This is a genomic window from Streptomyces sp. WMMC500 (genome assembly GCF_027497195.1).
In the GTDB taxonomy this organism is placed as follows: domain Bacteria; phylum Actinomycetota; class Actinomycetes; order Streptomycetales; family Streptomycetaceae; genus Streptomyces.
Genome location: NZ_CP114905.1, coordinates 866912 through 879963, shown reverse-complemented (window position 1 = coordinate 879963; position 13052 = coordinate 866912). Strand labels below are relative to the sequence as shown.

The 13052-nt window shown below is 74.3% G+C and carries 13 protein-coding genes; 8 read left to right on the top strand and 5 right to left on the bottom strand.

Features of this window, described 5'->3' with window-relative positions; genetic code table 11:
- Positions 1–43 precede the first annotated feature (43 nt).
- The 5 genes from O7599_RS03595 (at position 44) to phzG (ending at position 5490) form a co-directional block, all read left to right on the top strand.
- The gene (locus O7599_RS03595) at positions 44–1216 is read left to right on the top strand and encodes a 3-deoxy-7-phosphoheptulonate synthase (protein WP_281620611.1); all 1173 of its coding nucleotides are present in this window, start codon (positions 44–46) and stop codon (positions 1214–1216) included.
- 75 nt (positions 1217–1291) lie between these two features.
- The gene (locus O7599_RS03590) at positions 1292–1915 is read left to right on the top strand and encodes an isochorismatase family protein (RefSeq protein WP_281620610.1); all 624 of its coding nucleotides are present in this window, start codon (positions 1292–1294) and stop codon (positions 1913–1915) included.
- Complete coding sequence (locus O7599_RS03585) at positions 1912–3891, top strand: anthranilate synthase family protein (RefSeq protein ID WP_281620609.1); 1980 nt, start codon at positions 1912–1914, stop codon at positions 3889–3891. The genes O7599_RS03590 and O7599_RS03585 overlap by 4 nt, the downstream gene beginning before the upstream one ends.
- Before the next feature lie 79 nt (positions 3892–3970).
- Positions 3971–4810, top strand: a complete 840-nt coding sequence (locus tag O7599_RS03580) for a PhzF family phenazine biosynthesis protein (RefSeq protein ID WP_281620608.1) — start codon at positions 3971–3973, stop codon at positions 4808–4810.
- Between the two features lie 41 nt (positions 4811–4851).
- Positions 4852–5490: a phenazine biosynthesis FMN-dependent oxidase PhzG gene (phzG, locus tag O7599_RS03575; RefSeq protein ID WP_281620607.1), complete on the top strand. Its 639-nt coding sequence runs from the start codon at positions 4852–4854 to the stop codon at positions 5488–5490.
- Positions 5491–5617: 127 nt separating this feature from the next.
- On the opposite strand, the gene O7599_RS03570 is transcribed toward phzG, so the two are convergent.
- Together O7599_RS03570 and O7599_RS03565 are read right to left on the bottom strand one after the other, a co-directional pair.
- On the bottom strand, positions 5618–6625 hold the full coding sequence (locus O7599_RS03570; protein WP_281620606.1) for a methyltransferase: 1008 nt from the start codon (positions 6623–6625) through the stop codon (positions 5618–5620).
- Between the two features lie 84 nt (positions 6626–6709).
- Positions 6710–7666 (bottom strand): sigma factor-like helix-turn-helix DNA-binding protein, encoded by a 957-nt coding sequence (locus O7599_RS03565; RefSeq protein ID WP_281620605.1) that lies wholly within the window; start codon positions 7664–7666, stop codon positions 6710–6712.
- 183 nt (positions 7667–7849) lie between these two features.
- On the opposite strand from O7599_RS03565, the gene O7599_RS03560 reads away from it, so the two are divergent.
- Positions 7850–8371 (top strand): pyridoxamine 5'-phosphate oxidase family protein, encoded by a 522-nt coding sequence (locus O7599_RS03560; RefSeq protein WP_281620604.1) that lies wholly within the window; start codon positions 7850–7852, stop codon positions 8369–8371.
- Positions 8372–8554: 183 nt separating this feature from the next.
- Positions 8555–9052, top strand: a complete 498-nt coding sequence (locus O7599_RS03555; RefSeq protein ID WP_281620603.1) for a lamin tail domain-containing protein — start codon at positions 8555–8557, stop codon at positions 9050–9052.
- A gap of 82 nt (positions 9053–9134) precedes the next feature.
- On the opposite strand, the gene O7599_RS03550 is transcribed toward O7599_RS03555, so the two are convergent.
- Positions 9135–9872 carry an N-acetylmannosamine-6-phosphate 2-epimerase gene (locus tag O7599_RS03550; RefSeq protein ID WP_281620602.1) on the bottom strand — a complete coding sequence of 246 codons (738 nt, stop codon included), beginning with the start codon at positions 9870–9872 and terminating at the stop codon, positions 9135–9137.
- Positions 9869–10819, bottom strand: coding sequence for an ROK family protein (locus O7599_RS03545; RefSeq protein ID WP_281620601.1), 951 nt, complete (start codon positions 10817–10819; stop codon positions 9869–9871). Before O7599_RS03545 ends, O7599_RS03550 begins: the two co-directional genes overlap by 4 nt.
- 181 nt (positions 10820–11000) lie before the next feature.
- On the opposite strand from O7599_RS03545, the gene O7599_RS03540 reads away from it, so the two are divergent.
- The gene (locus O7599_RS03540; protein WP_281620600.1) at positions 11001–11747 is read left to right on the top strand and encodes an FCD domain-containing protein; all 747 of its coding nucleotides are present in this window, start codon (positions 11001–11003) and stop codon (positions 11745–11747) included.
- A 52-nt stretch (positions 11748–11799) separates the two neighbouring features.
- Here the strand turns inward: O7599_RS03540 and O7599_RS03535 are convergent, their stop codons facing one another.
- Entirely contained in the window at positions 11800–12996 is a 1197-nt protein-coding gene (locus tag O7599_RS03535; protein WP_281620599.1) for a sialidase family protein, read from the bottom strand.
- Positions 12997–13052: the final 56 nt, after the last annotated feature.

Below are 13052 nucleotides of genomic sequence, written 5' to 3'. Positions count from 1 at the left end.
CGCCCGCGTACTTCGACAGGAATTGACCCGGCAGGGGGAGAACGTGCCCAGCTCAGTCCACGACCTACGCGCCAGATCCGCTCTCCAGCAACCCGTGTGGGAGGACGCCGGCCAGGTGCGACGGGTTCGCGAGACCCTCGCCGCCGCGCCGCCGCTCGTCACCGGCGACGGCGCGGCGCGGCTGCGGCGCGCCCTCACCGACGTCGCCGAGGGCCGCGCCCACCTCATCCAGGCCGGCGACTGCGCCGAGGACCCGGCGGAGTCCACCCCGTACCACGTACGGCGCAAGAGCGCGCTCATCGACGCGCTCGCCGGCACCGCGGCCGAGGCCACCGGCCGCCCCGTCCTGCGGATCGGCCGCATCGCCGGACAGTTCGCCAAGCCCCGCTCCAAACCCGTCGAGCAGATCGGCGACGTCACCCTGCCTGTCTACCGCGGGCACATGGTCAACGCCCCCGAGGCCGACGCCCGGGCCCGGCGCCCCGACCCGTCGCGCATCCTCACCTGCTTACGGGCGGCCCGGTCCGTCGTCCGCGAACTCGACGCCGTCAACTCCGGCCGCGCCGACGCCGAACGGGTGTGGATCAGCCACGAGGCGCTGCTCCTCGACTACGAGCTGCCGATGCTGCGGCACACCGCCGCCGACGAGCCCTACCTCGCCTCCGCGCACCTGCCGTGGGTGGGCGAGCGCACCCGCCAGCCCGGCGGCGCCCACATCGCGCTCCTGGCCGGCATAGTCAACCCCGTGGCGTGCAAGATCGGCTCCGGCACCACCGCGGCCGACATCACCGAACTCGCCGCCCGCCTCGACCCCGCGCGCAGCCCCGGCCGCCTGGTGTTCATCGCCCGCATGGGCGCCGGCTTCGTCACCAGCCGCCTGCCGGCCCTCGTCCGGGCCGTCCGGGCCGCAGGACACCCGGCCGTGTGGATCTGCGACCCCATGCACGGCAACACCATCACCGGCCCCGACGGGCAGAAGACCCGCCTCATGGACACCATGCGCGCCGAGATCGAAGGCTTCTGCGACGTCCTCGACGCCACCGGCGGCACCAACGGCGGACTCCACCTCGAAACCACCCCGGACCTGGTCGCCGAGTGCGCCACCGACATGGCCGCCATCGGCTCCGCCGGCCGGCGCACCAGCTTCTGCGACCCCCGGCTCAACCCGGGCCAGGCCCACCGGCTCGTCGCCGCGTGGGCCCACCGCGCCCGGTGACGGCGGCACGGGCAGCGGGGCCCCGGCCCCGCCGGCCCGTGCACACCACCACCGCACCCTGAAAGGAGCCCCACCGTGGTCGGCATACCCGCCATCGACCCGTACGAGCTGCCGACGGCAGAGACCCTGCCGGCCAACCTGGCGGCGTGGACCCCCGACCCCGCCCGCGCGGCGCTCGTCGTCCACGACATGCAGCGGTTCTTCCTGCGCCCCATCCCCGAACAGGTCCGCTCCCAGCTCGTCCACAACGCCGCGCTGCTCCGCAAACACGCCGCGGAACTCGGCGTCCCCGTCGCCTACTCGGCGCAGCCCGGCGGCATGACACCGGAAGAACGCGGCCTGCTCGTCGACTTCTGGGGCCCCGGCATGCGCACCGCCCCGGAGGACCGCGAGGTCGTCCCCGAACTCGCCCCCGCGGAGGGCGACTGGCTGCTGACCAAGTGGCGCTACAGCGCCTTCTTCAAGTCCGGGCTGCTCGACAGGCTGCGCGCCGAGGGCCGCGACCAGCTCGTCCTGTGCGGCGTCTACGCCCACGTCGGCGTCCTCGCCACCGCCGTCGACGCCTTCACCCACGACATCCAGGTGTTCCTCGCCGCCGACGCCGTCGCCGACTTCACCGCGGAACAGCACCGCATGACCCTCGACTACGTGGCCCACCGCTGCGGCATGGTCCTCCCGAGCGCGGAGATCTTCGCATGACCACCGCCCCCGGACCCCGCCGGGACACCCCCGGCACCGCCCTGCTCGACCGGCTGCTGACCGGGCCACTCCCGCCGGCGTACGCGCTCCTGCACCGCCCGGAGAGCGGCACACCCGGCACCGTCGACGTACTCCTCGGCGACCTCTCCCACCCCCGCACCCTCGCCGGGCTCCCGCTGCCCGCCGCCCCCGCCGCCCCGCCGGCCGCCACCGCCCACCGCACGCTCCTCGTCGTGCCCTACCGGCAGCTCACCGAACGCGGCTTCGCCGCCCCCGACGACGGCGCGCCGCTCATCGCCATGAACGTCACGGAACAGGCCGCCGTGCCGCTCGCCGACACCCTCACCCGCCTCCCCGACACCCCCGCCGCACTCTCCGGCCACCGCTTCGACCTCTCCGACGAGGAGTACGCCGACGTCGTACGGCGCGTCGTGACCGGCGAGATCGGCACCGGCGAAGGCGCCAACTTCGTCATCAAACGCACCCTCCTCGCCGACGTCGGCGGCGACCCCGCCCGCGCCGCGCTGACCGTCTTCCGGCGGCTCATCGCCCTGGAGTCCAGCGCCTACTGGACGTTCGCCATCCACGCCGACGGCCGCACGTTCGTCGGCGCCACCCCCGAACGGCACCTCTCCGTCCACGAGGGCCGCGCCGTGATGAACCCCATCAGCGGCACCTACCGCTACCCCGCCGGCGGCCCCACCCTCGACGGCCTCACCGCCTTCCTGCGCGACCGCAAGGAGACCGACGAGCTGTACATGGTGCTCGACGAGGAACTGAAGATGATGTCCCGCATCTGCCCCGCCGGCGGCCGGGTCACCGGCCCCGCCCTGAAGGAGATGGCGCGGCTCGCCCACACCGAGTACTTCATCGAGGGGCACACCACCCGCGACGTACGCGACATGCTGCGCGAGACGCTGTTCGCGCCGACCGTCACCGGCAGCCCCGTGGAGAGCGCCGCCCGCGTCATCGCCCGCCACGAGCCGCACGGCCGCGGCTACTACAGCGGCGTCGCCGCGCTCGTCAGCGACGAGCCCACCGGCAGCCGCAGCCTCGACTCCGCCATCCTCATCCGCACCGCCGACATCGCCGACGACGGGCGGCTCTCGCTCTCCGTCGGCGCCACCCTCGTACGCCACTCGTCCCCGGAGGGCGAGTCGGCGGAGACCCGCGCCAAGGCCGCCGCGCTGCTCGACGCCCTCGGCGCCGACGACGCCGCCGACACCGCGCCGGGCCCCGCCGGAGCGGCTGTGTCCGTACAAGCCGCGCCCGCCGCCCCGCCGGCCCCGCGCTTCGCCGACCACCCCGCCGTCCGCGAGGTGCTGCGCGGCCGCAACACCGGCATCGCCGACTTCTGGCTCGCCGCCGGCGCCCGCCCGCCGGCCGTGCCCGCGCTGGAAGGACTGAAGGTCCTCGTCGTCGACGCCGAGGACACCTTCACCGCCATGATCGTCCAGCAGCTCGAAGCCCTCGGCCCCATCGCCGAAGTACGCCGCTTCGACGAGCCCTACGCCGTCGACGGCTTCGACCTCGTCATCATGGGCCCGGGCCCCGGCGACCCCCGCGCCACCGCCGACCCGAAGATCGCCGCGCTGGACACCGCCGTCGCCGGCCTGCTGCGCCGGCGCTCCCCGTTCCTCGCCGTCTGCCTCAGCCACCAGGTGCTCAGCCTCCGCCTCGGCCTGCACCTCGTCCGCCGCAGCCGGCCCAACCAGGGCGTCCAGCGCGCCATCGACCTCTTCGGCCGCCGCGAACACGTCGGCTACTACAACACGTTCGCCGCCGTGAGCCCCGCCGACGACCTCGACGTACCCGACGTCGGCCGCGTCCGCGTCAGCCGCGACCCGGCCACCGGCCAGATCGACGCGCTGCGCGGCCCCCGCTTCGCGTCCTTCCAGTTCCACGCCGAATCGGTCCTCACCGTCGACGGCCCCCGGCTCATCGGCGACGCCCTCCTCGGTGTGCTCGGGCGGTGAGACCCGACACGCGCCACCGCGCGAGCCCCGGCCTCCGGGCCACCGACGAACCCGTATCCGCCCGTCAGGAGTGCCGCACATGCCCGAACTCGACTACATGCTGGTGGACGCCTTCTCCCGCAGGCCGCTGAGCGGCAACCCCGTCGCCGTGTTCCTGGACGCCTGGGAACTGACGCCCGACCTGATGCAGCGCATCGCCCGGGAGATGAACCTCTCCGAGACCACCTTCGTCCTGCCCCCGGGCGAGGGCGGCGACGCACACATCCGCATCTTCACCCCCGTGAACGAACTGCCCTTCGCCGGCCATCCGCTGCTCGGCACCGCCGTCGCCCTCGGCGAGATCCGCAAGCAGGACGACCTGCGCCTGGAGACCGGGATGGGCGTCATCCCCGTCCGGCTCACCGACGACGAGGGCGCCGTCAAGGTCAGCATGCGCCAGCCCCATCCCGAGTGGGAGCCCTACGCCCAGGCGGACGAACTCCTCGCCGCCCTCGGCGCCGACACGTCCGTCGCCCCCGTCGAGGTCTACCGCAACGGCCCCCGGCACGTCTTCGTCGGCCTGGACAGCATCCCCGCGCTCTCCGCGCTCCGGCCGGACCACCGCGCGCTGTCCGCGTTCCCCGACATGGCCGCCAACTGCTTCGCCGGCCGGGGCCGGCAGTGGCGCGCCCGGATGTTCTCACCCGCGTACGGTGTCGTCGAGGACGCGGCCACCGGCTCGGCGGCCGGCCCGCTCGCCATCCACCTCGCCCGGCACGGCCTGGCCGCGTACGGGGAACAGGTCGAGATACTCCAGGGCGTCGAGATGGGCCGGCCCTCGCTGATGCTCGCCACCGCGGAGGGCGACGGCGACCGGATCGACTCCGTCCACGTCGGCGGCAACGGCGTCACCGTAGGACGCGGCACCCTCTACCTCTAGCCCCGGGCGCCCGGCGGGCGGCCACCGCAGAAAGGCACGCGATGCACACCAGCAAGTTCGAAAGCCTCACCGTCGACAGCGACGCGGACTTCCCCGAGTACGACGACCCGCCCGCCGACCCCGTGGGCCTTCTGCGGCGCTGGCTGGACCGCGCCGTGGAACTCGGCGTCCGCGAACCCAAGGCGCTCGCGCTGGCCACCGCCGACAAACGCGGCCGGCCCTCCGCGCGCATCGTCCTCGTCAGCGCCGTCGACGAGCGCGGCATCCTGTTCACCAGCCACGCCAGCAGCCGCAAGGGCCGCGAGATCGAGGAGAACAACTGGGGCGCCGGACTGCTCTACTGGCGCGAGACCGGCCAGCAGATCAAGCTCTCCGGCACCATCGCACCCGTCCCGGTCGCCGAATCGGACAGCCTGTGGCAGGCCCGGGCCATCCCGCTGCACGCCATGTCCGCGGCGTCCCGGCAGAGCGAGCCGCTCGACGACCCGGCGGCGCTGCGCGCGGAAGCCGAACGGCTCGGCGCGGACGGCAAGGCCCTCGACCGCCCCGAGCGCTTCTACGGCTACCGGCTGCAGCCCGAGGACATCGAGTTCTGGGCCCACCGCCCCGACCGGCTCCACCTGCGGCTGCGCTACGACCGCAACGGCGACGGCTGGACCTCCGTCCGCCTCCAGCCGTAGCCCGCCACGGCACCCGGGGGACACCGCGACCGTACGACGGAGAACGGCGCGGGCGGCCGGCGGCCCGGAACTCTCCCGGGCCGCCGGCCGCCCGCGCCGCCGTTCGGCGTCGAGCGGCCGCCGGATCTCAGCCCTTCGCCGCCTCGATGATCGCGGCGTGCGGCGAGACGTGCAGCACCTGCCCCGGCGCCAGCCCCGCCTTGCGCATCAGCTCCTCGTACTCCGCCTGCGTCCTGCCCTTGCCGTTCAGCACCGTGAGCATCGTCATGTCCACGACCTTGCTCGGATGCGGCTCGTTCCCCTCCGGCACCAGCGCGTTGACCATGAGCAGCCGCCCGTCGTCCGGCATGGCCCGCCGGCACCCCTCCAGGATCTGCACACACTGCTCGTCCGGCCAGCTCGCCAGCACGTGCTTGAGGATGTAGACGTCGCCGCCCTCCGGCACCGCCGAGAAGAAGTCGCCGCCGACCGCGCGCCACCGACCAGACAGCTCCGGCACGTCGAGCACGTGCCCCGCCACCACCGGCTCCAGATCCAGCAGCGTGCCCTCGAGGTGCGCGTTACGCCGGAGAATCGCCCGCAACTGCCCGCCGCGACCGCCGCCGACATCCACCACCGTGCGCGCCGCACCGAAGTCGTACGCCGCGGCGACCTGATCGCTCAGCGCCTCCGAGAACGACGCCATGCTCGTGTCGAACTGCGCACCCAGCTCACGGTGGGCGAACAGGTACTTGTAGAAGGGCATCCCGAACTGTTCCTCGAACGGGTTCCCGCCGGTGCGCAGCGCGTCGCTCAGCCCCGCCGCCGACCGCCAGAAGATGTCGTTGCCGTGCACGTCCACGTACGCGCGCATCGACCCCGGCACGTCCTCACGCAGCAACTCCGCCAGCGGCGTCAGCGCAAACCGGCCGTCCTCCTCCTGCCGGAACACCCCGTGCCCCGCCAGGAAACGCAACAGCCGCGCCAGATGCGGCCCGTGGAGCCCCGCCTCCGCCGCCATGTCCTCCGCGCTGCGCGGACCGTCGGCCAGCAGATCGGCGAGCCGCCAGTGGGCGGCGGCGTGCAACGCGGCGGACCGCAGATAGCCGACCGATAAATCAATCAACTGCTCGGTGAGATCGGTAGATTCGTCCATGCGCACACCCTAGGTCACCCTTGAGTGGCTTGACAGGCGCCGTCACCTGCAGATTCCTGCTACCGCCGCCCGGCCGCCGGACGCCTACTCGAAGACGATGCCGAGACCGTCGAGATCGGCCCTGACGTCGATCGCCGTGATCCTGCCCTTCTCCGTGGCGAAGCAGAAGGCCACGTGCGGGCGCCCCTGCGCGACCCACACCAGCCCGGCCGCACCGTCGATCAGCGCCGGAGTCGGATTCCACGTCCGCCCCGCGAACACGCGCGTCACGGCGTCCGCCCCGCGGATCTCCGGGACGTCCGTGATCGGATTCCGGCCGCGCAGCGTGGCCTCCAGGCTCATGCGCATCGCCGCGGCGTCCGTGCGCAGCACGATGTCCGGGGCCAGCATCGCCAGCAGCGCCTCGAAGTTCCCCTCCCGGGACGCGGCGAGAAAGGCCGTCGCCAGATCCGACGTGTCCGACGCGCCGGCGCAGGCGGCCTCGTACCCGCCGCAACCCTCACCCGGGCCCACCGCGGGCCCCGCCCCCTGCACCCGGCTCCGCGCCCGGTCGGCGAGCTGCCGGGCCGCGGTGGGGGAGCGGTCGACTATGGCCGCGATCTCCTCGACCGGCACCGCGAACATGTCGTGCAGCACGAACGCCAGCCGCTCGGCCGGCGTCAGCGAGTCCAGGACGACCAGCAACGCCAACCCCACCGAGTCGGCGATGGCCGCCTCCTCCTCCGGATCGTCCGGCGGCGACTCGTCCTGCGGATCGGCTGCGTCCGGGGGATCCAGGGCAGCCGCCGCATCCGCCCCGCCCGCCGGCGCCTCCCCCCGGGACCTGCGGGACTGCAGCATGTTCAGCGACACCCGGGCGACGCTCATCGTGAGCCAGCCGCCGAGGTGCGCCACCTCGCCGTCCGGCCTGTTGAGCCGGATCCGCGCGTCCCGGACCGCGTCGTCGGCCTCCGGGACCGAACCGAGCATCCGGTAGGCCAACGCGCGCAACCGGGGCCGGTCCGCCCGGAACCGCTCCGCCGGCCAGTCGTGTCCACTCATCAGTGCTCCGGTCCTCTCCCGCTGCCCTTCATGTATCTGACCCGCGAGATCACACCGATGTGACGAGCACGTGACGAGACCCGGCCGCGCCCGCCGGCGCCCGCGCCGGATCCGCCCCCCGGTACACGCGCCCCCCGGCCCCGTACCCCGCCTGCCCGAGACCGGCACCGCTACCGTGGCCGGATGCGCGAAACCCCCGAAGAACTGCGGCGGCTCCAGGAACTGCTCGACACCTCCCTGGCCCGTTCCACCGGCCACCTCCGCTCCATCATCAACACCGACCGGACGCTGACCGCCGAACAGCTCACCCGCGTCCTCACCGGCATGCGCACCCTCGCCCTGTCCACCGTGACGGCCAAGGGCGAACCCCGCATCAGCGGCGCCGACGGCCACTTCCTCCACGGCACCTGGTACTTCGGCACCGCGCGCACCGCGGCCAAAGCCCGCCACCTCGCCGCCCGCCCCGCGGCCAGCGTGGCGCACATGCGCGGCGAGGAACTCGGCGTGTTCGCCCACGGCGACGCGATCGCCCTCAACCCCGAGAACGGGGAGCCGGACCCCGAATGGCCGGAACTCCTCGCGTACTTCAAGGACTTCTACGGCGAGAACGCCTTCCGCTGGGACGACGAGGTCGTCTTCTACCGGCTCCGCCCGCACTGGATGACGGTCTTCGCGCCGGACGCCGCCGAACTGGGCGTGGCGTAGGGGCGCCGCCGGGACGTACCGGCCGCGGCGGGCGGCGGTCGGAGCCGGCCGCCCGCGAGCCGGCCACGGTGGCCGCCGGCACAAGGGCCGAACAGGCCGTTCCCGACACCCTCCCGGCACGCCCGCCGTGCGGTGCTACGCGCATAACCTCCTGCCGAATCGAGACATGGGGGGTTCACTCACATGCGCAACCACGTGACCGTCACCGCCATCGCCGCCGCCGGCGGCGCGCTGACGATGCTTGCCGTCACTCCGGCGCAGGCCGCCGAGTACAGCTCACCGCTGAAGGTACGCGGCATCCAGTACGACGCACCCGGCCGGGACTCCAACAGATGCTCCGGCGGGAACACCCACAAGGAGTACCTCGCGATCAAGAACTACTCGTCGAACCGGACCGTGAACCTGAAGGGATGGGTCGTCAAGGACGCCGCGGGCAACCGCTTCAAGTTCCCCGCCGACCACCGCCTGCAGCCCGGCGACCAGGTGAAGCTGCGCGGCGGGAACGGCCGCGACTCCGACGCGGGCAACGTCGTCTACCGCGACAACTGCAACTTCGTGTGGAACAACGACAAGGACACGATCTACCTGGTCAAGTGGAACGGCAGCAGGGCGGACGTGCACAGCTACACCAAGAGCCGCAACGACCGGGACGGAAACGGCTACATCACGTACCACGGCTGAGGAGGGGGAGGCGCCGGGCGCCCGCCGCCGGGGTGCGGCAGGGCGCCCGGTCCGCTGACAGTCGTCTGATATCCGTCAGTTGTCATCTGTCGCTCTTCGGAACCCGGCCCGGGGCGTCGAGCGCGGTGGCGAAGCGGCGGGTGAGCGTCGTCGGATGGGTGATCGCCGTGCCGACGACCACGGCGTACGCGCCGCGCGCCAGCGCCTCCGCCGCCTCGGCGGGTGTGCCGATCCGGCCCTCCGCGAGGACCGGCACCGGCACCGCCGCCGCCAGCCGCTCGACCAGGCCGAGGTCCGGACCCGGGCCGGGGGCGGGGGAGCGGTCGGTGTAGCCGGAGAGCGTGGTGCCGATCAGGTCGGCGCCCAGCTCCGCGGCCCGCAGCCCCTCGTCGAACGTCGCGACGTCCGCCATCACGAGCCTGCCCGCCCGGTGCACCGCCTCGAACGACTCCGCCACGTCCCGGCCGTCCGGCCGCGGGCGGTCCGTGGCGTCGACGGCGACGACGTCCGCGCCGGTCTCCGCGACCGCCCGCGCGTGCGCGGCCGTGGGCGTGATGACGACACCGCGGTCCCCGTCCTTCCACAGCCCGATCAGCGGCGCGTCGGTCGCGGCCCGGATCGCGCGCAGGTCCGCGAGCCCCTGCGCGCGGATGCCCGCGGCCCCGCCGTCGAGTACGGCCAGCGCCATGCGGCGCATGGTGCCGGGATCGCGCAGGGGCTCACCGGGATACGCCTGGCAGGAGACCACCAACCGCCCGCGCAGCCCGCCGGGAAGGGCCCTGCCCCGGCCGCCGCCGGGGCCGTCCGCCCGCGCGGTCACGCGAGCGCCCCCAGCGCCAGCCGCGCGGCGCCGAGCAGCGCCGCGTCGTCCCCCGGGGTGCCCGGCGCGACCGGGACGTCCGACAGCAGGGGCAGCGTCGTCGCGGCGATCGCCGCCCGCAGCGGGCGCCACCAGGCCGGGCCGCAACGGCTCACGCCGCCGGTGACGAGGACCAGTTCGGGGTCGAGCGCGTTGATCAGTCCCCCCACGGCCTCGCCCAGCGCCACGGCGCCCTCTGCCAGCACCGCCGACGCCACCGCGTCCCCCGCCGCGGCCCGCTCCGCGACCGCCGCCAGCCCGGTGACCGCCGCGGGCTCCGTGACCGCCTCCGGTCCGCCCCCCGCCGGCTCCCCGGCGCGGCGGCGGTACTCCCTTACCATCGCCGGCCCCGCCGCCACGCCCTCCGCGTGCCCCGTACCGCCGCAGGCGCACGGCCGGCCCGCCGCGGCCGGGACCGGGACGTGGCCCAGGTGCCCCGCCGCGGAGTGGGCGCCCCGGTGGACCCGGCCGCCGAGGATCAGCGAGCCGCCGATGCCGGTGCCCGCGGCGACGAGCAGGACGTGCGTGCGGCCGGCCGCCGCGCCCCGCCAGGTCTCGCCGAGCGCGTGCGCGTGCACGTCGTTGTCGACGGCGACGGGCACGCCGAGGCGGCGGCCCAGTTCGTCGCGGAGCGCGGTGCCCGCCCACCCCGGCAGCGCCGCGGTGGCGGAGAGCACGGTGCCGGCCGCCGCGTCGATCACGCCGGCGCTGCCGACGCCCACGGCCGCGTACGGGCCGCCCGCCGCGGCGAGTTCGGCGACGGCCGCCGCCGCGGCGTCGAGGACCGCCCCGGGTCCGGCGGCGGCCGGCGTGGGCGCGGTCCGGCGGCGCAGCAGCCGCCCCTCGCCGTCGACCAGGGCGGCGGCGGTCTTCGTCCCGCCGATGTCGAGCGCGGCGACGACGGTCATCGCGGCCGGGCGGCGGTTCGGTTGCGGCTGGGCACGCGTCCTCCGGTACGTACGGAACGTCAACGAATGCGGGGACAGGGGCAGATGGCGAGATCGGAGGTTGGATGTCTGATGTCCGATGCCTGATAGCGTGTGACCGTAGCCCGGGGGTCGGAGTGGGTCAAGAGGCGGGAGTACGCGCATGAGCGAAGCCCGTGCCGGCAGGTCGCTGCTGCGGCTGGAGGTCACCGAAGCCATCAAGCGCTACATCCTCGCGAACAAGCTGCGCCCCGGCGATCCGCTGCCCACCGAGAGCGACCTGTGCGCCGCCCTGGGCGCCAGCCGCTCCAGCGTCCGCGAGGCGGTCAAGACCCTCCACGCCCTCGACATCGTCGACGTACGGCACGGGCACGGCACGTACGTCGGCCGGCTGAGCCTGTCGGCGCTCGTGGAGAGCCTCGCGTTCCGCGGGCTGCTCGGCGCGGAGAGCGACGTGCACGTGATGACCGATCTGGTGGACGTGCGCGAGCTGTTCGAACGCGGCATGGCGGAGCGGATCGTGGCCCGGCTCGACGGCGACCGCCTCGACGCGCTGGACGCGCTGGTGGAGAGGATGCGCGCGGACGCCGGCGGCGCCGAGGAGGACTTCGTGGCGGCGGACCGGGCCTTCCACGCGCTGCTCGCCGAGCCGCTGGGCAACGAGCTGATGGGGCAGCTCTCGATGGCCTTCTGGGAGGTGTACGCCATCGTCGCGCCGCAGTTGCAGATGGCCACGCGCGAGGACCGGGCGGAGACCACGGCCGCGCACGCGGACATCGTGGACGCCGCCCGCCGCGGCGACCCGGCCGCCTTCACCCGGGCCGTCACGGCGCACTACGCCCCCGTACGCCGCCGCCTCGCGGCCGGCCGCGCCGGCGACGGCGCAGGCGGGCGCGCTTCGGCCGGCTGACCTCCGGGGCCGTCGCGTCCCGCCGCGGCGTTCCGCCGCCGCGCGTCGTGGCTCAGCGGCCGGAGGGCCGCCCGCGGCAGTCGGCGCCGAGCCAGGCGTCGTCGAAGCGGGCGAAGGTGATCGTGCGGTACGGGCCGCTCTCGTAGAGCAGCCCGAAGGTGCCGTCCTTGAGCCGCGCGAGGGTCGAGTACGCGGCTTCGCCCGGCTCCACGACCCGCGCGACGGGCCAGCTCCGCCCGTCGTCACAGGACATCCGCACGGTGAGGTTGCGCCGGGCGGTGGTGCTCGCGGTGTTGCTGAACAGCAGCCAGTGAGCCCGCGGGGCGGTGCGCGGGGCGTCGGCGTCGTAGCGCAGGATGGCCGCGTTGTTCGTCGGGTCGATCAGCTCGTCGTCCGGTACCGGCGTGCCGTACGTGATGCCGCCGTCGTCGGAGTACGCGACGAGCCGGGTGTCGGCGCTCGCGGTACGGCTGTTGAGCATGACGCGCCCGTCGGCCAGCTCGACCGTCTTGTTCTCGTCCATCAGCGGCCCGACGGGCTCGCCCGCCCGCCACGTCGCACCGTGGTCGTCGCTGTACGCGCTCACGGCCCGGATGCCGCCGTCCGCCGCGCGGTACGCGTACTGCTGCAGCAGGCGGCCGGAGGAGAGCTGGATGCCGGTGCCCGAGGAGGCGAACATGCCCAGCCAGGACGGGTCCTTGATGTCGCTCGTGATGCGGCGCTGCCGCCAGGTGCGGCCGCCGTCGTCGGAGTAGCTGTAGTCGGCGTGCAGGGTGGTGGTGGAGTCGTCGGCGTTGCCGGGGCCGGAGTTGAAGAAGCCGACGCCCTTCGGGCCGTAGGCGTGGAAGAGGAAGATCCGGCCGGTGTCGCGGTCGACGAGGAGGCTGGGGTCGCCGGCGCCCACGCCGCCGTCGTAGTCGGCGACGACCTGCGGCGCACTCCAGGTGCGGCCCTTGTCCTTGCTGCGGCGGACCATGACGTCGAGGTCGCCGGGCAGGTCGGCGGAGCTGTCGTTGCGGCGGTCGTAGGCGGCGACGAGCGTGCCGTCGGGCAGCACGTCGAGTGCGGGGATGCGGTACGTGTGCGCCCCCTCGCCGGAGACGGCGAGGTCGGTGGTCTCGAAGAGCGGCGCGCGGGCCGCGGGTGCCGGATCGCGCCCCTCCCGCGCGGCGGCCGGGGGGAACCCGCCGGCGAGGACGGAGCCGGCCGTGAGCAGCGCGGCGAGCGTGGCGGACAGGGTGGTTCGCACGTGATACCTCCACTTCGGGGCGGAGGCATCGGACATCAGACGTCCGGAACGTACGG